The organism is Curtobacterium sp. NPDC098951, from assembly GCF_044759965.1.
GTDB lineage: Bacteria > Actinomycetota > Actinomycetes > Actinomycetales > Microbacteriaceae > Curtobacterium.
Genome location: NZ_JBIWAG010000001.1, coordinates 906,681 through 929,735, shown reverse-complemented (window position 1 = coordinate 929,735; position 23,055 = coordinate 906,681). Strand labels below are relative to the sequence as shown.

Genomic DNA, 23,055 nt, shown 5'->3' with positions numbered 1-23,055 from the left:
CTCCACTCTCCACTACCGCACAGTCCAGAAAGGACTCCAGTCAATGGCCAACTACAGCCTTGCTGACGTGAAGAAGCTCCGCGAGGACCTCGGGGCCGGCATGATGGACGCGAAGAACGCGCTCGTCGAGGCCGACGGCGACTACGACAAGGCCGTCGAGCTCCTCCGCATCAAGGGCGCGAAGGCCGTCGCCAAGCGCGACGACCGTGCGACCTCCGAGGGTGTCGTCGTCGCGTCGACCGACGGTGGCGCCGCGACCGTCGTCGAGCTCGCGAGCGAGACCGACTTCGTCGCGAAGAACGAGAAGTTCACCACGCTCGCCGACAAGGTCGTCGCCGCGGTCGCCGCCGCCGGTGCCGCCGACGTCGAGGCCGGGAACGCCGCGCCGCTCGACGGCAAGACGGTCGCCGAGGCGATCGACGAGGCTGCCGCCGCACTGGGCGAGAAGCTCGCGCTCCGCACGGTCACCCGTGTCGAGGGCGACGCGTTCGAGGTCTACCTGCACAAGACCAGCCAGGACCTGCCCCCGCAGATCGCCGTCGTCATCGCCTACTCGGGCTCCGACGCGGCCGAGGCCCGTTCCATCGCGCAGCACGTCGCGTTCGCGAACCCCTCGTACCTCACGCGCGCGGACGTCCCGGCCGAGGCCATCGAGAAGGAGCGCGCCACCGTCGAGGCGATCACGCGCGAAGAGGGCAAGCCCGAGGCCGCCCTCCCGAAGATCGTCGAGGGTCGCGTCAACGCCTACATCAAGCAGGTGTCGCTCCTCGACCAGGACTACGCGAAGGACAACAAGATCTCCGTCGCGAAGGCCGCCGAGAACGCCGGCATCACGATCCAGGGCTTCGCCCGCGTCAAGGTCGGCGCGTAACGAACCCGTGACGGGGCTCGGAACCACCAGGTTCCGGGCCCCGTTTTCGCGCGCCGACACGCGCGGACCCCGTCGGGAGGCACGACCTGCCCCCGCCGGACCGGCTGCGGCCGGGTAGATTCCCACGAGACATTCGACGAAGGGTGCGACCACATGACGAACGAGAAGACCGGCCGCCGCCGGGTCCTGCTGAAGCTGTCGGGGGAGGCGTTCGGTGCCGGTTCGCTCGGCGTGAACCCGGACGTCATCAGCACGATCGCGAAGGAGATCGCGGTCGCCGCGCAGGACGTCGAGGTCGCGATCGTCGTCGGCGGCGGCAACTTCTTCCGCGGCGCGGAGCTCTCCCAGCGCGGCATGGACCGCGGGCGCGCTGACTACATGGGCATGCTCGGGACGGTCATGAACGCGCTGGCGCTGCAGGACTTCCTCGAGCAGGCCGGTGCCGCCACGCGCGTGCAGTCGGCGATCAGCATGACCCAGGTGGCCGAGCCGTACATCCCGCGGCGGGCCGAGCGCCACCTCGAGAAGGGACGCATCGTGATCTTCGGTGCCGGCGCGGGGCTCCCGTACTTCTCGACCGACACGGTCGCGGCCCAGCGTGCCCTCGAGATCGACGCGCAGGAGGTCCTCGTCGCCAAGAACGGCGTCGACGGCGTCTACACGGCCGACCCGAAGAAGGACGCCACGGCCGAGAAGCTCCACCACGTCACCTACCAGGACGCTCTCCTCAAGGGGCTCAAGGTCGTCGACGCGACCGCGTTCTCGCTCTGCATGGACAACGGCATGCCGATGCACGTCTTCGGCATGGAGGGCGACGGCAACGTCGCAGCGGCCATCCGGGGCGAGCGCATCGGCACGGTGGTCAGCAACTGACCCCGTCCGCTGACTAGACTCGACGCCAGTACCGAAGGAGTAACACCGTGATCAGTGATGTCCTGACCGAAGCCACCGAGAAGATGGCGAAGGCGGTCGAGGTCGCCAAGGACGACTTCTCGACCGTCCGCACCGGCCGCATCAACGCGGCGCTCTTCCAGAAGATCCCGGTCGACTACTACGGCACGCCGACGCCGCTCGCGCAGCTGGCGTCCCTGCAGACGCCCGAGGCGCGCACGCTCATCGTGACGCCGTACGACAAGTCCGCACTCAAGGAGATCGAGCGCGCCATCGCGACGTTCCCGAACCTCGGTGCGAGCCCGACCAACGACGGGGACATCGTCCGCGTCACCATCCCGGAGCTCACCCAGGACCGCCGCAAGGAGTTCGTGAAGCTCGTGCGCGGCAAGGGCGAGGACCACAAGGTCGTCATCCGCAACATCCGCCGCAAGGCCAAGGACGACCTCGACGCGCTGAAGGGCGAGATCTCGGACGACGAGATCTCCCGTGGCGACAAGGACCTCGAGGCCCTGACCAAGAAGCACGTCGACCAGATCGACGACTCGCTGAAGAAGAAGGAAGCCGAACTCCTCGAGGTCTGATGCGTCGTCCGGACCAGGGCGGTGACCGCCCCACAGCAGAGAAGCGTTCCGCCAAGGGGCTGCGTCAGGACTTCGATGCGCGCGCACGCGCTGCGCGCACCGACTTCGAGGCCCAGCTCCGGCAGCGGAAGGCCGACTTCGGCGTCCGCAACGAGGCCCTGACGGCGCGGACCGGGCGGAACCTCCCGGCCGCGATCGGGATCGCCCTCGCCTTCGCGGTCGTGATGCTCGGGTCGTTGCTCATCTGGAAGCCGTCGTTCATGGTCGTCGCGGCGTTCCTGCTCGGCGTCGGCGTGTACGAGCTCGCCAGCGCCATGCGCTTCGCCGGACGCGACGTCCCGCGCATCCCGAGCGTGCTCGTGAGCGTGGCGGCCGTCCCCGCGGCGTTCCTCGGTGGTCAGATCCCGGCGCTGTTCACGCTGCTCGGGGGCATCGTCCTCATCATCCTGTGGCGCCTCGTCGAGGTCGTCGTCACGCGGGACAAGCCCTCGGCCGGCAACGTCACGCGCGACCTCACGAACGGGTTGTTCGTGCAGGCGTACATCACCCTGCTCGGCGCGTGCGTCGTCCTGCTGGCCGCCCAGCCCGACGGCCAGTTCTGGGTGATCGCGTTCATCCTCGTCGTGGTCGCGGTGGACACCGGCGCCTACGCCACCGGGCTCAACCTCGGCAAGCACCCGATGGCGCCCCGGATCAGCCCGAAGAAGACGTGGGAGGGCTTCGCCGGGTCCGTCGCGGCGAGCATCGTCGTCGGCATCATCGTCTCGTGGCTCATGCTCGGTCTGCCGTGGTGGTCGGGCGTCATCCTCGGCGTGCTCATCTCCGGGTCCGCCACGCTCGGCGACCTCACCGAGTCGATGATCAAGCGCGACCTCGGCATCAAGGACATCTCGTCGTTCCTGCCCGGCCACGGCGGGCTCCTCGACCGGATCGACAGCATCCTGCCGTCGGCCGCCGTCGCCTACGTGCTGTACCTCGTCGTCAACCACTGAACGGTCTCGGGTCCGGCCCCAGCGCGTCCAGGACACACCATGGTCCGGTCCTGGCAGAATGTCGCCGTGGCCACCACCTTCCCGAACGCAGACCGCTCCGCCCTCGGATACGACGTCGACGAGGTCGAGCGTTTCCTCGAGGACGCCCGTCGTGCCTACACGGCCAACGACACCGCTCCGGCGATCGAGGCAGCGAAGATCCGCGCGACGGCCTTCTCGATGCGCAAGGGCGGCTACTCGACCGCGCACGTCGACGCGGCGCTCGAGCGGCTCGAGGACGCCTTCGCAGCCCGCGAGCGCGAGCGGGAGATCGCGGAGATCGGGCAGAAGGCCTGGTACGCCGAGGCGCGGTCGAAGGCCTCCGACGTCGTCGCCCGGTTGGAGCGTCCGGACGGCCAGCGGTTCGGCCGGGTGAGCTTCCTCGGCACCGGGTACCACCCGAAGGACGTCGACGCGTTCGCGACGCGGCTCGAGGGCTACTTCCGCGACGGCAAGCCGCTCAGCCTGACCGAGGTGCGCTCGATCGTCTTCCGCCCGAAGCACGGTGGCTACCGCGAAGCCCAGGTCGACGCCCTGCTCGACGCCGTCGTCGAGGTCATGCTCGCTGTCCGCTGACGACGCGCTGACCGCGGGTGCTTCGCTTTCCGTGATCGTTCCGTTATCCTGGTCGAACTCATGGGCAGGCACACGGCAGACATCAGCTCCGACCGCGATACCCGCGAGCACCTCGGCCTCACGGCCGCCGGTGAGCGCCGCGCGGCACTGAACCGAACCCGCACGGCGGAGAACTCGGTCCTCCCGGCGAACCCGACGGTGGTCACGGCATCGGTGCCGACCACTCCGGTCGTCGCCCCCAGGTCGGTCGCAGCGAACCGCGTGTCGGACACCACCGACGCCCAGGCCTCGGCCGTGCGTGCCGTGCCCGCCACCCCGGCCGACCCGCGCATCGTCACGCAGCGCCGTGCCCGCGCCGTGGCGGCCCCGACGAAGCCGTCGTCGCCGCAGAGCGTGAACACGTTCATGCGCAAGCGTGCGACCGTGCCGGTGCTGTCCTTCTTCGCGGTGTCCGGCATCGTCGTCGGCTCGCTGTTCAACCCGCTCCAGCCCGACGTGGCGCAGGCAGCCGTGTCCGCACCGGTGCTGGTCAAGGCGCCGGCGGCGCCGCAGGAGTTCACCGCCCACGGCACCTACGCCGCGTTCGACGTCTCCCGCGACGGGTACGGCGTCACCCTGCCGAAGCCCAAGGTCGTCGAGAAGCCGAAGACCGAGACGGACACAACCGAGTCCGACACTGCCACCGACTCCACCGCCTCGGTGAGCGCCGAGAACACGCTCGCGGCGACCGCTGCGACGCCGGACCCGGGCAGCGCCCAGGCCATCGCGCAGCAGATGGTGGCCGCTCGTGGCTGGGGGACCGACCAGTACAACTGCCTCGTGTCGCTGTGGAACAAGGAATCGGGCTGGCGCGTCAACGCCTACAACCCGAGCGGTGCCTACGGCATCCCGCAGGCGCTCCCGGGCAGCAAGATGGCCTCGGCCGGCGCCGACTGGCAGACCAACCCGGCGACGCAGATCACCTGGGGTCTCAACTACATCTCCGGCGTCTACGGCACGCCGTGCGGTGCGTGGGGCCACAGCGTCGCGAACAACTGGTACTGATCGGCTGAACGCAGGTGCCGCGGAGCAACCGGCCGCGACGCCCACGGGGGCGCGGGCCTGAGCACGACGACGAGCCCACCGGTCTCGACCGGATGATGAGCTCGTGGAAGCGCACCGAGGTGCGTCGGGGTCGCGAGTACCTCGTGCAGCCGGTCTCGGCCGCGTCGGCGCAGAAGGAGTACGTCTGCCCGGGGTGTGGCGGCGCGGTGCTGCCCGGTGTGGCGCACGTCGTCGTCTGGCGTGCCGACGGGGTCCTCGGCGACGAGGCCGACCTCGCGTCGCGCCGTCACTGGCACAACCACTGCTGGAGCATCGCATGAGCACCGAGATCCGTTCGAACACCGAGCTGCCGGCACGACGCACGGACGTCGAACTCGTCACCGACGACCACCTCACGCTCGTCGGCGAGCTGGCGGAGCCGCTGGAGCACACTGCGCGCGGCACGATCGTGACCCTGCACCCGCTGCCCACCGCGCACGGGTTCATGGACTCGCACGTGCTGAAGAAGGCGGCGGCGCGGCTGCCGGCACTCGCGGACATCGCGGTGCTCCGCTTCAACTTCCGGTCGGTGACCTCGCCGCGCGGGACGTCCGAGGGCGTGTTCGGCGACGGTGTCTCCGAGGGCTTCGACCTGCGCGCGGCCGTCACCGACGTCGTCGACCGGGGGCTGCCGACGCCGTGGCTCGTGGGGTGGTCCTTCGGCACCGAGGTGATCCTCAAGCACGCGCTGGAGCACGTCGAGGCCGGCCGGGTCGCCGGGGTCGTCCTGCTCTCGCCGCCCCTGCACCGGACGACCGACGAGGAACTGGCCCGCTGGGCGGACGTCACCGTCCCCGTCGTCGCGCTCGTGCCGGAGCACGACGACTTCCTCCGGCCGGACGAGGCGGAGCGCCGGTTCGCCGTCGCGCCGAACGTCCGCGTCGTGCCGGTCGACGGTGCCAAGCACCTCTGGGTGGGTGAGAAGTACGTCCGGATCGTGCTCGACGCCGTCGCGGACCTCGTCGTGCCGGGCAGCGCCCCGCTGCCGACGCACGTCACCGACTGAGCGACGCCCACCGACTGAGCGCCGCACCGCACCGCTCACCGACCGAGCGCCGCGCTGCACGGCCCTGGACGCCGCGCGTCGACGACGGGAGCCCGTCCAGGAGGCGCGACCCGCGCCTTCTGGACGGGTCGCGTTCAGCGGGCGGTCGCGTCCTCGTCGTCGGTGACGGTCTCGTCGTCGCGCACCGTCTCGTCGTCGGGCTCGACGACGATCTCGGCCGGCGTCGCGCCGTCTGTCGACGGCGCCGTGCCGAGCAGGCCGGTCGCGTGCGTGAGCACGCCGCGCAGGTTCTCGAGGTAGCCGGCCACCGCGTCGCGCTCGGTCCGGATCGCCGCGAGACGGTCCTCGGACTCGGCGATGATGCCGGCCGTGCGCTCCTCGGCATCCGCGATCATCTGGTGCACGCGGTCCTGTGCGTCGGCGACGATCGTCCGCGCGTGCTCCTGCGCGTCCGACGTGCTGGAGCGCTCGAGGTCGTCGGCCTCCTGCTGGAGGCGTTCGGCACGCTCACGGGCCTCGGTCGCCCGACGCGTCGCCTCGGCGAGCTGCAGGTTGGCCTCGTCGAGGTACTTCTGCGTCTCGGTGACGGTGTCGTGGTGTTTCTGCAGGTAGTCCTGCTCGGCGTCGTCGCGTCGGGCGGTGAGCTCGGACTCGAGGGTCGTGCGAGCCTCGTCGCGTTCGCGGGCGATCTCGGCACGGACCTCGTCGCGCTCCCGGACGAGGTCGGCTCGGGCAGTGTCGATCTCCTGCCGGAGCGCCGTGCGCTCGGCCTCGAGCGCGTCGAGCTCGGCGGTGCGGCGGTCGGCGATCTCGGTGTCGACCTCGGCGTGCTCGCGTTCGCGGCGGGCGGCGAGTTCGTTCTCGTGCTCGCGGGCGGCGCGCTCCGCGGTCGCCTCGGCCTCGGCGCGCTCACGCTCGATGCGGGCCGCGTGCTCGTCGAGTTCGCGGGCGATGCGGTCAGCGGTCTCCTGCACGAGGCGGGCGTTCTCGGTGCGGGTCTGCTCCTCGTCGACGCGGAGCTGGGCGCGTGCGGCCTCGATCTCCTGTTCGAGGGCGGTGCGGGCGGACGCGAGTTCGCGGTCCCACTCGGCCCGGGCCGCGGCGAGTTCCTCGTCGTGGACGCGACGGCGGTCGCCGAGCTCGGTGTCCAGGTCGGCGCGACGGCGGTCCACCTCGGCGGCGAGGTCGGCGCGGCCGGTCTCGAGCTCGATCGTGTGCGCCGCGAGCTGCTCGTCCCGCTCGCGGTGCCACGCGGCGCGGCCCTCGGTGACCTCGCGCTCGAGGGCGTCACGGCGGGTGGTCTCGTCGCGGTCGAGGTCCTCGGTGCGTCGGGCGTGGTCGGCCTCGAAGACACTGCGGCGGTGCTCGGTCTCGCGGTCGAGGTCGGCGGCGGCCCGTCGTGCCTCGGCGGACTCGCGCTGGGTGACCTCGCGGAGCTCGGCGACCTCGTGCTCGACCCGGGCACGAAGGGCGTTGGTCTCGCGGATGGCGACGGACCGGACCTCGGCTGCCTCGGTCACGGCGGCGCCCCGGATGGCGGCGGCCTCGTTGCGGGCGTCCTGCGTGAGGAGGCCGGCCTCGGCGCGGGCGCGCTCGACGGTGTCGGCGGACTCGGCCCGGGCACGCGTGAGCTCGTTGGTCGCGCGGGTGCGGGCGTCCTCGAGCGTGTCGCGGGCCTCGTCCTGCGCTTCACGCAGGGTGCGGTCGGCCTCGGCACGGCTCGAGGCGCGCAGTCGCTGCGCGTCGATGTCGGCCTGGCTGATGAGCCGGGTGGACTGTTCCTCGGCGACGCGGAGGGTCGACTCGAGGCGGGTGCCGAGTCCGCTGTAGGTGGGGGTGCCGGCCTCGTCGAGCTCGCCCTGCAGCTCGGAGACGCGCGCCTGCAGGAGACGGATCTCCTTCGCGGCGTCCGCGCGGTCGTTGTTCGACTTGATGAGCTCGCGACGCAGATCGTTCAGCGAGCGGTCCACGTCTTCGCGGCGGTACCCGCGCAGCTCGGTCCCGAACTCTGCCTCGTCGTTCGCCACGTGTTCGCTCCTGGGTGCTCGGCGGAGGGCACAGGGAAGGCCCGGCCACGATTGTAGTGGCGAGCGGGGACGGCGGGCTGTGACCGCCGACAGCGCCGGGGGATGCGCCGTCCAGACTCCCTCGCTATCCTGGAGCGCTGATTCGCGCGCCGTCACCCCACCCCCGGCGCGGTAGGGAGAAGATCCGTGCGATTCGTCCTGGCGATCGTCAGTTTCGTCATCGGTCTGCTGCTCGTCGCCCTCGCGGTCGGCCAGCGGACCGTGTTCGAGCCACCGTCGTCCCTCGTCGCGGCATCGTCCTCGAAGAGCTCCGCCCCGGTCACCGTGATACCGGGCTCGACGCTCAACGCCAACCCCGGGTACCAGCGCATCAACGTCTCCGGCTCGGGCACGGTCTTCGCCGCCTACGGCAAGACGAGCGACGTGGACGCCTGGATCGGTGACGCGAAGCACACCACCATGCGCTTCGACGCCGAGCAGGCGAAGCTCGTCGGCCGCACGACCGGGTCCGAGGACTCCATACCGGACCCGGCCGGCAGCGACCTCTGGTACCAGGAGTACGACGGCGCCGGGCAGTTCACGGTCCGCCTGCCCGAGGACGTCAGCGTGATCATCGTCGGTGACGGCGAGAACGCGGCGCCGAGCGACGTCTCGGTGACCTGGCCCCGCGACACCGCGACCCCGAGCGTCGGTCCGCTGCTCGTGGCCGGTGGTGTCTTCCTCGTGGGCGGCATCGTCCTGCTCGTCTGGGCCTTCGTGCACCAGCGTCGTGGTCGTGGGCCGCGCCGACGCAGCGGGGGATCCCGTCCGCCGCGCGTCCGGGCCTCCCGCCGTGCCGCCGCAGCCGGCGCGCAGGTTCCGGTCCGCGGTCGCCGCGGCCGTCGCGCACTGGTGGCGGTCCCGGTGGTGCTCGTCGGCGCCCTCGGCCTCGCCGGCTGCTCCTCCGACTACTGGCCGCAGGGCGGGTCGGCGGCCACCCCGACCCCGACCGCGACCGCGACTGGCACGGCCGTGCAGAACGAGCCGACCGCCGCGACGAAGCAGCAGATCACGCGCATCGTCCAGCGCGTGGCCGAGGTCGCGAAGAAGGCCGACGACGCCCGTGACGCCGAGATCGCGGCCGAGCGCTTCACCGGCGCCGCCCTCGACCTGCGCGAGGCGAACTACACGATCCGCGGCAAGGACGCGGACGTCGACGCACCGCCGGCGATCTCGGCCGGCCAGGTGTGCGTGGCGCTGCCGCAGCAGACCGATTCGTGGCCGCGCACGGTGTTCGCCGTCGTCGCCGAGGACTGCGACGCCAAGTCGGCCCCCCAGGCGCTGACGCTCGTGCAGGACTCCGCCCGCGACGACTACAAGGTCGCGTACGACGTCTCGCTCGAGGCCGCGGCGAAGATCCCGAGCCTCGCGCCCACGTCGATCGGTGCCGCCCTGCTCGCGTCGAACACGAAGCTGCTCTCGATCGCCCCGGACGAGATCGCGACCGCGTACGGCGACATCCTGTCGAAGGACTCGGACAGCTCGTACGCGTCGCTCTTCCAGTCCGACGGCGACGGCCTCCGGTCGACCATCGGCAAGGCCTACAAGGACAAGAAGTCCGAGTCGCTGCCGGACACCGCGAAGATCGAGTACTCGTCCGAGGTGCCCGACGACAGCGCGGTGGCGATCGCGACCGACGGCGCCGGCGCGCTCGTGTCCGCCGACCTGAACGAGGTCGAGAAGGTCACGCCGACCGCCGCCGGAGCCGAGGTCAACACCGAGGGCGCGGTCAAGGCGCTCTCCGGCGTCGACTCCAGCACGAAGGGCATCAGCGCCACCTACGGCGTGCAGCTGCTCTTCTACGTGCCCCCGGTGGGCACCGATGACAAGGTGGTCCTGCTCGGGTTCACGCAGGGCCTGACAGCAGCGAGTGAGGTGCAATGACCAACGTCCCCCCGACCCCGTCCGGTCTCCGCGGAGCCGTCGACCTGTCGTCCCTGGTGGACCGCGCCCAGCGGCCCCCGCAGCCCGGTGGTGCTCCCTCCGGTGCGGCGGGCACCGGGCCCGGTGCCGCCGTCGACGGCGCTGCCGACAGCGAGACCGGCGCGGACCTGACGGTCCCGTCGCTCGTCCTCGACGTCACCGACCAGACGTTCCAGGACGTCCTGCAGCTGTCCACGATCGTCCCGGTGATCGTCGACATCTGGGCCGAGTGGTGCGGGCCGTGCAAGCAGCTCTCGCCGATCCTCGAGCAGCTCACCGCCGAGTACGACGGCCGTGTGCTGCTCGCCAAGGTGGACGCCGACACGAACCCGCAGCTCGTGCAGGCGTTCCAGGCGCAGTCGATCCCGACCGTGGCCGCGCTCATCGGTGGACGCCCGCTCGGGCTCTTCGTCGGCGCGCTCCCCGAGGCGCAGGTCCGCGACGTCTACGAGCAGGTCCTCGCCGCCGCCGAGCAGAACGGCGTCTCCGGGCGCGTGCACGTCGACGGTGCCCCGGCGACCGAGACCGTGGAGCAGGGCGAACCCGAGCCGGAGCCGCTCCCGCCGCACCACCAGGCGGCGTACGACGCGATCGAGCAGGGTGACTTCGCCACCGCGATCCAGGAGTACAAGACCGCGATCGCGCAGGACCCGCACGACCAGATGGCGGTCGCGGGTCTCGCGCAGGTCTCGCTGCTCGACCGGCTCGACGGGCGAACAGCCGACGACATCCGTGCCGCTGCCGCCGCCGGGCCGTCCGACGTCCCGGCGCAGCTCGCGGTCGCGGACCTCGACGTCTCCGGTGGGCACGTCGAGGACGCGTTCGGGCGGCTGCTCGACCTCGTCCCGACGGTGTTCGGCGACGACCGCGAGGCCCTGCGCGTCCGGCTCGTCGAGTACTTCGAGCTGATCGGCGCCGAGGACCCGCGTGTCGTCGCGGCCCGACGACGCCTGGCGAGCGCGCTGTACTGACCGCTCGCCCGTCGCCGAGGGCGCACGGGCGGGACGCCACCACACGACGGACGGGAGGCGCGGTGCCAGCCGGCACCGCGCCTCCCGTCCGTCGTCTGCGTGCGACTACCGCGCGAGCTTCAGCCAGACCGCCCCGAGCGGCGGCACCACGAGGTGCGCGGACGCGGGGCGTCCCGCCCACGGGGTGTCCTCGGCCGTGACCACACCGAGGTTGCCCACACCGGAGCCGCCGTACTCGGCCGCGTCGGTGTTGAGGACCTCGTGCCACGTCCCGGCGGCGGGCAACCCGAAGCGACGCTCCACCGGCACGCCGGAGAAGTTCACGAAGACCGCGAGCCGGTCGTTGCCGTCCTTGCGGAGGAACCCGAGGGTGGAGTGGGGTGCGTCGCCGCCCTCGATCCACTCGAAGCCGTCCGCCGTGGCGTCGTGCGTCCAGAGTGCCGGCGTCTCGCGGTAGACCCGGTTGAGCGCGGACACGAGGTCCTGCACACCGCGGTGACCCGGGTCGTCGAGGAGCCACCAGTCGAGGCCGCGGGCCTCGGACCACTCGGACGGCTGGGCGAACTCCTGGCCCATGAAGAGCAGCTGCTTGCCGGGGTGCGCCCACATGAACGCGAGGTACGCCCGGACGTTCGCGAGCTTCTGCCATTCGTCGCCGGGCATCTTGCCGTACAGGGACCCCTTGCCGTGCACGACCTCGTCGTGACTGATCGGCAGGGTGAACTGCTCGCTGAACGCGTACACGAACGAGAACGTGATCTCGTCGTGGTGGTAGCTGCGGTACACGGGCTCGCGCTCGATGTACTGCAGCGTGTCGTGCATCCAGCCCATGTTCCACTTCTGGCCGAACCCGAGCCCGCCGACGTCGGTCGGCTGCGTGACGCCCGGCCACGAGGTGCTCTCCTCGGCGATCATCACGATGCCTGGGTAGCGCTTGTAGGCGGTGGCGTTCGTCTCCTGCAGGAACGAGATCGCCTCGAGGTTCTCGCGACCGCCGTGGATGTTCGGCAGCCATTCCGTCCGGGAGTAGTCGAGGTACAGCATCGAGGCGACGGCGTCCACGCGGAGCCCGTCGATGTGGAACTCCTCGAGCCAGTAGAGCGCGTTCGCGACGAGGAAGTTGCGGACCTGCGGCTGCCCGAAGTCGAACACGTACGTGCCCCAGTCGAGCTGCTCGCCACGTCGGGGGTCCGGGTGCTCGAACAGCGCGTGTCCATCGAACTTCGCCAGCGCCCACTCGTCCTTCGGGAAGTGCCCGGGGACCCAGTCCATGATCACGCCGATGCCGGCGGAGTGCAGCCGGTCGACGAGGTACCGCAGGTCGTCGGGGGAGCCGAACCGGGCCGTCGGGGCGTAGTAGCCCGTGACCTGGTAGCCCCACGAACCGCCGAACGGGTGCTCGGCGAGCGGCAGGAACTGCACGTGCGTGAAGCCGGTGTACTGGACGTGGCCGATGAGCTGGTCGGCGACCTCGCGGTAGGACAGGCCGGGACGCCACGAGCCGAGGTGGACCTCGTAGACGCTCATCGGACGGTCGTGCGTGGTCGTCCGTGCCCGGTGCTCCATCCACTGGGCGTCGCCCTCGGACCACTCGTGGTGTGCCTCGTCGATCACCGAGGCGGTCAGCGGCGGCACCTCGGTGCGTCGGGCGAACGGGTCCGCCCGCTCCACCCAGCCCGAGTCGGTGAGGAGCTGGAACTTGTAGCGCTGCCCGACGAGGGCGCCCGGCCAGAACAGCTCCCAGACCCCGAGGTCGGTGAGGCGGCGCATCGCGGTGGTGCGGCCTTCCCAGCCCTCGAAGTCGCCGATCACCCGGACAGCGGTCGCCCGGGGTGCCCACAGCGTGAACGAGACGCCGTCGACACCGTCGACCGTGGTGACGTGCGCGCCGAGGTGGTGCCAGAGCTGCTCGTCGCGGCCCTCGCCGAAGAGGTGCAGGTCGAGTTCACCGATCGTCGGCGGGAAGCGGTAGGCGTCGTCCGTCGTCCAGGTGATGTCGTCGCCGTCGCCGGACGGGTCCGGGTCGTAGTCGGCCTCGACGCGGTACCGGCCGAGCTCGCCGACGGTCGCGCCGGCCCACAGGCCGTCGCCCTCGTGCGTGAGTTCGACGTCGTCACCGTCCGGTCGGACGATCCGGACGGCCGTGGCGAGGTGCCGGACGACCCGGACACTCGTGCCGCCGTCGACGGGGTGCGGGCCGAGCACGTCGTGCGGCTGGGACCAGCGGGCCTCGGCGACCTGCTGCCGCAGCCACTCCTCGACCGGCGCGGGGCGCGGACCGGTCGACGCGGCCGCGGGCGTCGCGGGCGTGGTGGTCGTCGCCGTCGTCGCCGGCGTCGCGGCGAGCGGGCTGCCGCCCTCGCTGGTGGGCGCGTCGGCACCGTCACCGGGGCCGGCGGTCACGGCGGCGTCGACGCCCGGCACGGATGCGTCGTCCGACGGCTCGGACGGAGCGGACGGCGCGGGCGCCGCGGGTGCATCGTCGGACGGCGCGCCCGCCGCGGGTGCATCGTCGGACGGCGCGGACGGCTCGGCCGGTCCGCCCGCCGCGAGCCGTTCCACGGCCTCGACCGTGACGTGCCGCGGGTGGGCGGCGTCCGATGCGTGTCCGGCGAGCGTCGCGGACTCCGGGACCCCGCGGTCCGGCGCCTCACGCGGGGCCGGGGGTGCGCCGGGCAGGTCCTCGCCGGGAGCGGAGCCGCGCGGCTCGTAGCGGGGGCCGTCGGCAGCGGACGGGTCCGACGGGGTCGGGGTGCGCCCGGCAGCCGCGTTGGGGGCTTCGGGAGCGACGTGCTGCGCCGGGTGCGTCGGGCGGGGTGTGTCGGCCGGCATGCGGCGCGGGAGCACGGGCGGCGGGGGCGGCGGGACCGGCGGCACGCTCGGCCCCTGCCCGCGGTCGTTCGGCGCCGCCGTCGGGGCGTCGTCCTCGGGGTGGGTGTCGGTCATCGGTGGGGTCCCTCCACGACGAGCAGGTGCACGGGTTCCTGGAACGCGTCCAGGCGGACGTAGTTCGACGACCCCCAGACCCAGCGCTGCCCGGTCACGACGTCGCGGACGTCGAACGCCTGCTCCGGGTCGAGGCCGAGGGCGGCGAGGTCGAGGTGGACCGTGGTCTCACGGGCCGAGTGGGGATCGACGTTCGCGACGACGATCACGGTGTCGTCGCGCCCGGAGCGGATGAACCGCCCGGGCAGGTGCTTCGAGTACACGACGATCGCCGGGTCCTCTGCGTCGTGGACGTGCAGGTTCCGGAGCTGCCGGAGCGCCGGGTGTGCCTGCCGGAAGCGGTTGAGCATCGTCACGTACGGCGCGAGGCTCGCGCCCTCGGCCTCGGCGAGGGCGAAGTCGCGGGGCTTGTACTCGTACTTCTCGTTGTCGATGTTCTCTTCCGAGCCCGGGCGGGCGACGTCCTCGAAGAGTTCGTAGCCCGAGTACATGCCCCACGTGGGCGCACCCGTCGCCGCGAGGGCCGCACGGATCTTGTAGCCGGCGCGCCCGCCGAACTGCAGGTACTCGGTGAGGATGTCCGGCGTGTTCACGAACAGGTTCGGGCGCAGGTACGCGCTCGTCTCGTGCGAGAGCTCGGTGAAGTAGTCGGCGATCTCGTCCTTCGAGTTCCGCCACGTGAAGTACGAGTACGACTGCTGGAACCCGACCTCGGCGAGCGCCCGCATCATCGCCGGGCGCGTGAACGCCTCGGCCAGGAACACCGTCTCGGGGTGCTCGTCGCGGATCTCGCGGATGACGCGTTCCCAGAACCAGAGCGGCTTGGTGTGCGGGTTGTCGACGCGGAAGATGCGGATGCCGAAGGCGATCCAGTGGCGCAGGACCCGCAGGACCTCGGCCACGATGCCGTCCGGGTCGCTGTCGAACTGGATCGGGTAGATGTCCTGGTAGCGCTTCGGCGGGTTCTCGGCCGTGGCGATCGAGCCGTCCGCCCGGACCGTGAACCACTCGGGGTGCTCGGTGACCCACGGGTGGTCGGGGGAGCACTGCAGGGCGAAGTCGAGTGCGACCTCCATCCCGGTGTTCTTCGCCGTCTCGACGAAGTCGCGGAAGTCGTCCTCGGTGCCGAGGTCCGGGTGGATGGTGTCGTGGCCGCCCTCGGGTCCGCCGATCGCCCAGGGGCTGCCGGGGTCGTGCGGGCCGGGGGTGAGCGTGTTGTTCGGGCCCTTGCGCGCGGTCGTCCCGATGGGGTGGATCGGCGGGAGGTAGACCACGTCGAACCCCATCCGGGCGACGCCGGGGAGCCGGCGTGCCGCGGTGCGGAAGTCGCCGCTCTTCCAGGAGCCGTCGGGGTTCTTCTTCGCCCCTTCGCTGCGGGGGAAGAACTCGTACCAGGCGCCGACGCCGGCACGGGTGCGTTCGACGTCGAGCAGCTGCGTCGGCGAGTGGGTGCGGAGCGAGGTGAGCGGTGCCTCCTCGAGCTCGCCGGTGATGCGCGGGTCGTCGACGGCGGCGAGGCGCTCGGCCGGGTCGAGGTCGGTGTCGCGGACGCGGGCCGCCGCGCGGGTGGCCGCGGGGGAGTCGGTCTCGTCGGCGAGCCGGTCGAGCAGGGCCGCACCGTCGAGCAGCGTGGCCTCGGTGTCGACGCCCGCGGCGATCTTCAGCCGGGCGCCGTGCACCCAGGACGACCAGTCGTCGGCGTAGGACTCGACGTGCCACGTCCACACGCCGGTGTGGTCGACCTGGACGGTCGCCTCGTAGCGGTCGGTCCCCGGTGCGACGAGGACCATCGGCACGGTCCTGGTGCCGCCGTCCGGACGTTCGAGGACGAGGTCGGCGCCGATGACGCCGTGTCCTTCGCGGAAGACGGTCGCCCCGAACGTGATCACCTCGCCGTCGAACGCCTTGCCGGGGAACCCGTTGGGCGTGGTGGGGGCGAGTTCGGTGATCGGGATGCGCCCGATCTTCGGTCGGCGGGGTCGGTCTGCAGTGGCCACGGAGCCGACGCTACCCGGCGAGCGGCTCCGCGTTCCCCGGAACGTGCCGTCTGTGGAAGACCCGGGCGCGCCGTGACGCTGTGGAGGGGCACGGCGCGAGGGTCGTGCCGGAGCCGACCCGCGCCTCCTGGACGGCCTGCCGTCAGGCGATCTCGAACACGTGGATGCCGGGGCCGTAGGCCGTGAACACCTGTCCGGCGGGCCGGAGCCGCTCGTGGTCGCGGTGCTTCTCGCTCGACCACGCGAGCCGGTAGCCGACCACGTCCTCGCGCGTCGGCAGCGTGATGTCGCGGGTGCGCCCGCTGCCGTGGACGACCACGAGGACCCGGTCGTACGGCTCGTGCTCCGGTGTCGACTCGACGAAGTACTGCAGGGCGCGGTGGATCGGCTCGTCCCAGCCCTCGACGGTCATCGGCTGTCCGTCCGGCCCGTACCAGGACATCCGGGACGCGCCGGGGGTCTCCTGGCCCTCGACGCCGAACCGTGTGGGCCGCAGCGCGGGGTGGGCGGACCGGAGCCGGGCGAGCGCGGCGACGGCGTCGGTCATCGCCTCGGCGTCCTCGTCGTCCGACCAGTCGACCGGAGTGAGGTCCTCGGACACCACGTAGGCGTTGTTGTTGCCGTGCTGGGTGCGGCTCCGCTCGTCGCCGGCGGTGAGCATCGGCACACCGGCGGAGAGCATGAGCGTGCCGACGAGGTTCCGCATCGAGCGGCCGCGGGCGGCACGGACGCCACGGTCGGCGGTGTCGCCCTCGATCCCGTGGTTGAACGACCGGTTGTCGTTCGAGCCGTCGCGGTTCTCCTCGCCGTTGGCGTGGTTGTGCTTGCTGTCGTACGACACCAGGTCGAGCAGGGTGAAGCCGTCGTGGGCGGTGACGAAGTTGACGCCGGCGAGCGGCCCGCGCGCCGTGTCGAAGAGGTGGCGCGAGCCGGTCAGGGCCCCGGCGAGCGCGCCGATGCCGGTCGCGGGGGCGCCGTGGCGGCGTTCGTCGGCGATGTCGGTGAGCCAGAACTGCCGCACGGTGTTCCGGAAGCCGTCGTTCCACTCGCTCGTGCGCGCCCCGAACGACCCGGTCCGCCACCCGTCCGGTCCGACGTCCCACGGCTCGGCGATCACCAGGGTGTCCTGCAGGTCGGGGTGGTCCCGGATCCGCTCGAGCAGCGGGTGCGCCGGGTCGAAGACGTGGTCGCCGTTCCGCGCCAGGGCTGCCATCAGGTCGAAGCGGAACCCGTCGACCTGCACCTCGCGCGCCCAGTACACGAGGCTGTCGACGACGAGGTCCGCCGTGGCCTCGACCGAGGTGTCGAGGGTGTTCCCGCACCCGGTGGTGTCGTAGTAGGCGTCGGGTTCGCCCGGCGGGACGGACGCCCACCGGTAGCGGTTCGCGCCGTCGATGCCCCGGAGCGAGGTGGTCGGGCCGCCGAGGCCTTCCTCGGCGGTGTGGTTGTAGACGACGTCGAGCACGACCTGGATCCCCGCCGCGTGCAGGAGCCGCACCATGCCCTTGAACTCGCGGAGGACCGCAGTGGCCCCCTCGGCCCGGGCCGCGGGGGAGGCGTGGGCGGCGTGCGGGGCGAAGAAGCCCAGCGTGTTGTACCCCCAGGCGTTCTCGCGCCGGGCCTCTCGCAGCCACCGCTCGGTGTCGAAGGCGTGCACGGGCAGGAGTTCGAGCGTGGTCACGCCGATCCGGTGCAGGTGCGCGATGGTGCTCTCGTGGGCGATGCCGGCGTACGTGCCGCGCAGGTCCTCGGGCACGTGCGGGTTCGACGCCGTCAGGGTCCGGACGTTCGCCTCGTACACGACCGCGCGGTCGAGCGGCGTCGTCGGCTTGACCACGCCGCCCCAGTCGAACGCGTCGTCGACGACCACGCTCGTCCACCGGGACGCCGCGCCCGGCAGGACGCCGCGAGCGTACGGGTCGAGCAGCGGACGCGTCGCGTCGAACCCGCCGCGGGCACCGCTCGGACCGTCCACGAGCAGGTGGTACGTGTCACCGGGTCGGACCCCGGGGACGGCACCGGCCCAGACGTCGTCGGACCGCGTCAGCGGGAACGTCCCGCGTCCGTCGACCACGACCGACACGGCCGTCGCCGTCGCGGACCGCACCGAGAAGCGCGGCACGTCGGCGTCCAGCCGGAACCCCGGGATCTCGTCGATGGCCGTCTCGTGCATGCCCCCAAGGGTACGAGGGCGCGCGGGTATCCTGGGAACGCTCGTTCAGAGGGGTGCAGATGCCGGTCTACCTCGACCACGCCGCGACGACGCCGATCCTGCCGGAGGCGCTCGCCGCGTTCACCGCTGCGCTCGGCACCGTCGGCAACCCGTCCTCGATCCACAGCGCGGGCCAGCGGGCGAAGATGCTGCTCGAGGACGGCCGGGCCGCCGTCGCGGCGTCGCTCGACGCCGACCCGGTCGAGGTCGTCTTCACCTCGGGCGGCACCGAGAGCATCAACCTCGCGGTGAAGGGCATGTTCTGGGCGCGGCAGCAGGACCGCCGTCGTCCGCGCATCGTCGTCCCCGGCGGGGAGCACCACGCGACGGTGGACACGGTGGCCTGGCTGGAGCAGCACGAGGGGGCGGTCGTCGACGTGGTCCCGTTGGACGTGCAGGGGCGCGTCGACCTGACGGCCCTGGAGGCGCGGCTCGCCGACGCCTCGGACGTCGCCCTGGTCACGTTCCTGTGGGCCAACAACGAGGTCGGCACGATCGCGCCGGTGTCGCGGATCGTGGAGCTGGCGCACGCCGCCGGCGTGCCCGTCCACAGCGACGCCGTCGCGGCCTACGGCCAGGTCCCGGTGTCGTTCGCGGCGTCCGGGCTCGACGCGCTGAGCGTCTCCGCGCACAAGATCGGCGGCCCGGTCGGCATCGGCGCGCTCGTGCTCGGCCGTCGTGCGACCGTCGAGCCGCTCATCCACGGGGGCGGGCAGCAGCGCCAGGTGCGGAGCGGGACGCAGGACGCGCCGGCGGCGGCGGCCTTCGGGGTCGCGGCGTCGATGCCGCACGCGGACGTCCGGGCACTGCGGGACCGCCTCGTCGCGGGCGTGCGGGCAGCGGTGCCCACGGCGGTGCTGATGGGGGACCCGGTCGACCGGCTCCCCGGCAACGCGCACTTCACGTTCCCGGGCTGCGAGGGGGACTCGCTGCTGTTCCTGCTCGACGCCGCCGGTGTCGCGGTGTCGACCGGGTCCGCGTGCCAGGCCGGCGTTCCCGAGGCCTCGCACGTCCTGCTCGCGATGGGGCTGTCGGAGCAGGACGCCCGGGGTGCGCTCCGCATCACGCTGGGGCACACCACGACCGGGTCGGACGTCGACGCGTTCCTGGCCGCGCTGCCGGACGCGGTCGCGCGCGCCGGAGCCGCGGGGATGGCGTCGAGGGAACCGCTCCTGGGGCGCTGACCGGTCCGCCGGGGCCGCACCGCGCCTCCCGGCCCGGCAGCACCGGTAGGATCGGTGATCATGGTCGAACTGGACTTCACCGAGCAGCTCTCCGCCCTCCGCGAGACCTTCGGCAACATCCGCTCGGTGGTCGACGTCGACCGCCTGCAGCGTGAGATCGCCGACCTCAGCGAGCAGGCCGGGGCCCAGGACCTCTGGGACGACGTCGAGCACGCGCAGCAGGTGACGAGCGCGCTCTCGCACCGGCAGTCCGAGTTGAAGAAGATCACCGACACCGAGCGGCGCATCGACGACCTCGAGGTGCTGGTCGAGATGGCGAACGAGGCCGACGACCAGGACTCCGCCGACGAGGCCGCCGCCGAGCTCAAGGCGATCCAGAAGACCATGGGCGACCTCGAGGTGCAGACGCTCCTCGACGGCGAGTACGACGACCGACCCGCGGTCATCACGATCCGCGCCGGTGCCGGTGGCGTCGACGCCGCGGACTTCGCCGAGATGCTGCTGCGCATGTACCTGCGGTACGCCGAGCAGCACGGCTACAAGACCACCGTGATGGAGACGTCCTACGCCGAAGAGGCCGGCATCAAGTCGGCCACGTTCGAGGTCGACTCGCCGCACGCCTTCGGCACCCTGTCGATCGAGGCCGGCACGCACCGGCTCGTCCGGATGTCGCCGTTCGGCGCCGCGGGCAAGCGCCAGACGTCGTTCGCCGCGGTCGAGGTCATCCCGCTCATGCCGGAGACCGAGTCGATCGACATCCCCGAGAACGACATCCGCGTCGACGTGTTCCGGTCCTCCGGCCCCGGCGGGCAGTCGGTCAACACGACGGACTCCGCGGTCCGGCTGACCCACATCCCGACCGGCACCGTGGTCTCGATGCAGAACGAGAAGTCGCAGATCCAGAACCGTGCGGCCGCCATGCGTGTGCTGCAGTCGCGCCTCCTGCTCCTCAAGAAGGAAGAGGAGAACGCGAAGAAGAAGGAACTCGCCGGCAACATCACGGCGAGCTGGGGCGACCAGATCCGCTCGTACGTCCTCGCGCCGTACCAGATGGTGAAGGACCTCCGGAGCGAGCACGAGGTGAACAACCCCTCAGCGGTGTTCGACGGCGACCTCGACGGGTTCATCAACGCCGGCATCCGCTGGCGCAAGCGCGGCGATGCGTGAGACGACGCGTCAGCGGCGGGCTCGCCGCGCCGGGGGAGCCTGCGACCCCGGTCGATGAAATCGAGCCGCGCGCCTCGGCTGGTTTGCGGTCGGGGCGACCTACCCTGATCCGGTCATGATCAAATTCGACCAGGTCACCAAGGTCTACTCGGGCAACCCGAGCCCGGCCCTCGACGCCATCTCGCTCGAGATCCTCAAGGGGGAGTTCGTCTTCCTCGTGGGCGCGTCCGGTTCCGGCAAGTCCAGCTTCCTCCGCCTCGTGCTGAAGGAGGAGAAGCCGTCGCGCGGGCAGATCCACGTGCTCGGGCAGCGCCTCGGCGCCCTGTCGTCGCGCAAGGTCCCGTACTTCCGCCGGAACCTCGGCGTGGTCTTCCAGGACTTCCGTCTCCTGCCGAACAAGAACGTGTTCGACAACGTCGCGTTCTCGCTGCAGGTGATCGGCAAGAGCAAGGGCTTCATCAGCGAGGCCGTCACCGACGTGCTGAAGCTCGTCGGGCTCGCGGGCAAGGCGACGCGCATGCCGCACGAGCTCTCCGGTGGTGAGCAGCAGCGCGTGGCGATCGCCCGTGCCGTCGTGAACAAGCCGGCGATCCTGCTCGCCGACGAGCCCACCGGCAACCTCGACCCGACGACCTCGGCCGGCATCATGGCGCTCCTCGAACGCATCAACCAGGGCGGCACCACCGTGCTCATGGCCACGCACGACGCGAGCATCGTGAACCAGATGCAGCGCCGGGTGATCGAGCTGTCGAACGGCACGATCCTGCGCGACGAGCAGTCCGGCGGCTACCAGACCCAGGCCGTCCCGATCCAGCGAGGCAACACCGTGTCGAACACCACCGGCATCCAGACCATCCCGGGGATCATCCGATGAGGCTCGGGCTCGTCTTGTCCGAGGTCGGCTCGGGCCTGCGGCGCAACGCGTCGATGGTCGTGTCCGTCGTCCTCGTGACCTTCATCTCGCTCACCTTCGTCGGCACCGCGATCCTGCTCCAGATGCAGATCAACCAGATGAAGGGGTACTGGTACGACCGGGCGCAGGTCGCCGTCTACCTGTGCACCGACACCGACACCACCGGCAACTGCACCGGCGCGAAGGCCACCTCGGACCAGCAGGCGCAGGTCAAGGCGCAGCTCGAGTCGTCGACCCTGAAGCCGTACATCGAGAAGTTCTACTTCGAGAACCAGCAGGACGCCTTCACCCGGTTCAAGCAGCAGTTCAAGGACTCGCCCGCCACCGAGTTCGTCAAGCCCGAGTACCTCAACGAGACCTACTGGGTGAACCTCAAGAACCCGTCGCAGTCCGACGTGCTCGTCGAGAGCCTGTCGAAGGTCGCGGGCGTGCAGAGCGTCGTCGACCAGCGCGGGTACCTGCAACCGATCTTCAACCTGCTGAACGCGTCGTCGTACACGGCCATCGGCATCGCGGCGCTCATGCTCGTCGCCGCCGTGCTGCTCATCGCCACCACGATCCGGTTGTCGGCGTTCAGTCGACGGCGGGAGCTCGGCATCATGCGGTTGGTCGGGGCGTCGAACCGGTTCATCCAGACGCCGTTCGTGCTCGAGGGGGTGATCGCCGCGGCCATCGGGGCGGTCCTCGCCGGCGGGGCGATCACGGCCGTGGTGTGGTTCTTCGTGCGGAACTACCTGGCGATCCGGTTCTCCGGGACGGCGTTCATCGGCATGGGGGACGCCGCGATCGTGGTCCCGTCGGTGATCGTGATCGGCATCGTGCTCGCGGGGCTGTCGGCCTTCGTCGCCATCCGCCGCTACCTCAAGGTCTGACGCGCGGCCGGCCGGCCCGGCCCGGCTCGGCCGGTCGGTGTTCTCACGCGCTGAGCGACACCTTACGTGCTCCGAGCGCCGTGAGGTGTCGCTCAGCACGAATGTTCCGGGCGTTCGGCACGGACCCGGGCACGGACGCAGCACGGGCGCGGCACGGGGCGGCGCGCCGGGAAGGTGCGGGACCGTCCGCGGGTTGGGTAGGCTGTAGGGCTGCGCATCCGCAGCGACCGCACGGAGGGAGACACGCATGGCGAAGGAACGCGGCGAGAAGATCGTGGCGACGAACCGTCGCGCGCGTCACGACTACCTGATCGAGGACACGTACGAGGCCGGCATGGTGCTCTCCGGCACCGAGGTGAAGTCCCTCCGCGAAGGACGGGCCTCGCTCGTCGACGGGTACGCCTTCATCGACGGCGGCGAAGCCTGGCTCGACGCCGTGCACATCCCCGAGTACACCGAGGGCACCTGGAACAATCACGCCCCCCGGCGCAAGCGGAAGCTGCTCCTCCACAAGCAGCAGATCGTGAAGATCTCGCACAAGACCGCGCAGGGCGGCTACACGCTCGTCCCGCTGCAGATCTACTTCCACGACGGCCGGGCCAAGGTGGAGATCGCGGTCGCGAAGGGCAAGCGCGAGTTCGACAAGCGCCAGGCGCTGCGCGAGAAGACGGACAAGCGCGAGGCCGAGCGGGCCATGCGCACCCGGAACCGCGTCGGCGAGTAGCGCTGTCGCACCTCGGTCGGCTAGACTGAGGGACTGCT

Annotated in this window: 19 protein-coding genes; 15 read left to right on the top strand and 4 right to left on the bottom strand. The window is 71.5% G+C overall.

All coding sequences use genetic code 11. From position 1 onward, the window contains the following. Positions 1 to 43 precede the first annotated feature (43 nt). The 8 genes from tsf to ACIQUC_RS04320 all read left to right on the top strand — a co-directional run bounded on the left by tsf (position 44) and on the right by ACIQUC_RS04320 (position 6,042). Positions 44 to 871 (top strand): translation elongation factor Ts, encoded by an 828-nt coding sequence (tsf, locus tag ACIQUC_RS04355; RefSeq protein ID WP_402263641.1) that lies wholly within the window; start codon positions 44 to 46, stop codon positions 869 to 871. 153 nt (positions 872 to 1,024) lie between these two features. After that, positions 1,025 to 1,744 (top strand): UMP kinase, encoded by a 720-nt coding sequence (pyrH, locus tag ACIQUC_RS04350; protein WP_022907890.1) that lies wholly within the window; start codon positions 1,025 to 1,027, stop codon positions 1,742 to 1,744. A 47-nt stretch (positions 1,745 to 1,791) separates the two neighbouring features. Then, positions 1,792 to 2,346 (top strand): ribosome recycling factor, encoded by a 555-nt coding sequence (gene frr, locus ACIQUC_RS04345; protein ID WP_022907889.1) that lies wholly within the window; start codon positions 1,792 to 1,794, stop codon positions 2,344 to 2,346. After that, a complete protein-coding gene (locus ACIQUC_RS04340) occupies positions 2,346 to 3,338 on the top strand; it encodes a phosphatidate cytidylyltransferase (protein ID WP_402263636.1) in 993 nt (330 codons plus the stop codon). Before frr ends, ACIQUC_RS04340 begins: the two co-directional genes overlap by 1 nt. Positions 3,339 to 3,404: 66 nt before the next feature. Continuing rightward, positions 3,405 to 3,953: a DivIVA domain-containing protein gene (locus ACIQUC_RS04335; RefSeq protein WP_042723970.1), complete on the top strand. Its 549-nt coding sequence runs from the start codon at positions 3,405 to 3,407 to the stop codon at positions 3,951 to 3,953. Between the two features lie 60 nt (positions 3,954 to 4,013). Further along, positions 4,014 to 4,997, top strand: a complete 984-nt coding sequence (locus ACIQUC_RS04330) for a transglycosylase SLT domain-containing protein (RefSeq protein WP_402263633.1) — start codon at positions 4,014 to 4,016, stop codon at positions 4,995 to 4,997. Positions 4,998 to 5,011: 14 nt separating this feature from the next. Further along, positions 5,012 to 5,317: a hypothetical protein gene (locus tag ACIQUC_RS04325; protein ID WP_402263630.1), complete on the top strand. Its 306-nt coding sequence runs from the start codon at positions 5,012 to 5,014 to the stop codon at positions 5,315 to 5,317. After that, a complete protein-coding gene (locus tag ACIQUC_RS04320) occupies positions 5,314 to 6,042 on the top strand; it encodes an alpha/beta hydrolase (RefSeq protein ID WP_402263627.1) in 729 nt (242 codons plus the stop codon). The genes ACIQUC_RS04325 and ACIQUC_RS04320 overlap by 4 nt, the downstream gene beginning before the upstream one ends. Before the next feature lie 134 nt (positions 6,043 to 6,176). Here the strand turns inward: ACIQUC_RS04320 and ACIQUC_RS04315 are convergent, their stop codons facing one another. Beyond that, positions 6,177 to 8,069, bottom strand: a complete 1,893-nt coding sequence (locus ACIQUC_RS04315) for a hypothetical protein (protein ID WP_402263624.1) — start codon at positions 8,067 to 8,069, stop codon at positions 6,177 to 6,179. 186 nt (positions 8,070 to 8,255) lie between these two features. On the opposite strand from ACIQUC_RS04315, the gene ACIQUC_RS04310 reads away from it, so the two are divergent. Both ACIQUC_RS04310 and ACIQUC_RS04305 read left to right on the top strand, forming a co-directional pair. After that, positions 8,256 to 9,992 carry a hypothetical protein gene (locus ACIQUC_RS04310; RefSeq protein WP_402263621.1) on the top strand — a complete coding sequence of 579 codons (1,737 nt, stop codon included), beginning with the start codon at positions 8,256 to 8,258 and terminating at the stop codon, positions 9,990 to 9,992. Beyond that, positions 9,989 to 11,002, top strand: coding sequence for a tetratricopeptide repeat protein (locus ACIQUC_RS04305; protein WP_402263619.1), 1,014 nt, complete (start codon positions 9,989 to 9,991; stop codon positions 11,000 to 11,002). Before ACIQUC_RS04310 ends, ACIQUC_RS04305 begins: the two co-directional genes overlap by 4 nt. 105 nt (positions 11,003 to 11,107) lie before the next feature. Here the strand turns inward: ACIQUC_RS04305 and glgB are convergent, their stop codons facing one another. The 3 genes from glgB to ACIQUC_RS04290 form a co-directional block, all read right to left on the bottom strand. After that, on the bottom strand, positions 11,108 to 13,252 hold the full coding sequence (gene glgB, locus ACIQUC_RS04300) for a 1,4-alpha-glucan branching protein GlgB (protein WP_402263845.1): 2,145 nt from the start codon (positions 13,250 to 13,252) through the stop codon (positions 11,108 to 11,110). A gap of 692 nt (positions 13,253 to 13,944) precedes the next feature. After that, positions 13,945 to 15,945: a maltotransferase domain-containing protein gene (locus ACIQUC_RS04295; protein WP_402263616.1), complete on the bottom strand. Its 2,001-nt coding sequence runs from the start codon at positions 15,943 to 15,945 to the stop codon at positions 13,945 to 13,947. A gap of 142 nt (positions 15,946 to 16,087) precedes the next feature. After that, entirely contained in the window at positions 16,088 to 18,118 is a 2,031-nt protein-coding gene (locus ACIQUC_RS04290; RefSeq protein ID WP_402263613.1) for a glycogen debranching protein, read from the bottom strand. A gap of 59 nt (positions 18,119 to 18,177) precedes the next feature. Between ACIQUC_RS04290 and ACIQUC_RS04285 the strand changes: the two genes are divergently transcribed. From ACIQUC_RS04285 to smpB, 5 genes are all read left to right on the top strand, one after another. Further along, on the top strand, positions 18,178 to 19,341 hold the full coding sequence (locus ACIQUC_RS04285) for a cysteine desulfurase family protein (protein ID WP_402263610.1): 1,164 nt from the start codon (positions 18,178 to 18,180) through the stop codon (positions 19,339 to 19,341). 60 nt (positions 19,342 to 19,401) lie between these two features. Beyond that, the gene (gene prfB, locus ACIQUC_RS04280; protein ID WP_031262920.1) at positions 19,402 to 20,508 is read left to right on the top strand and encodes a peptide chain release factor 2; all 1,107 of its coding nucleotides are present in this window, start codon (positions 19,402 to 19,404) and stop codon (positions 20,506 to 20,508) included. Between the two features lie 115 nt (positions 20,509 to 20,623). Then, positions 20,624 to 21,382, top strand: a complete 759-nt coding sequence (gene ftsE, locus ACIQUC_RS04275) for a cell division ATP-binding protein FtsE (protein WP_031262921.1) — start codon at positions 20,624 to 20,626, stop codon at positions 21,380 to 21,382. Continuing rightward, positions 21,379 to 22,293, top strand: a complete 915-nt coding sequence (ftsX, locus tag ACIQUC_RS04270) for a permease-like cell division protein FtsX (RefSeq protein WP_402263606.1) — start codon at positions 21,379 to 21,381, stop codon at positions 22,291 to 22,293. Before ftsE ends, ftsX begins: the two co-directional genes overlap by 4 nt. 247 nt (positions 22,294 to 22,540) lie before the next feature. Beyond that, positions 22,541 to 23,017 (top strand): SsrA-binding protein SmpB, encoded by a 477-nt coding sequence (gene smpB / locus ACIQUC_RS04265; protein ID WP_022907777.1) that lies wholly within the window; start codon positions 22,541 to 22,543, stop codon positions 23,015 to 23,017. Positions 23,018 to 23,055 lie beyond the last annotated feature (38 nt).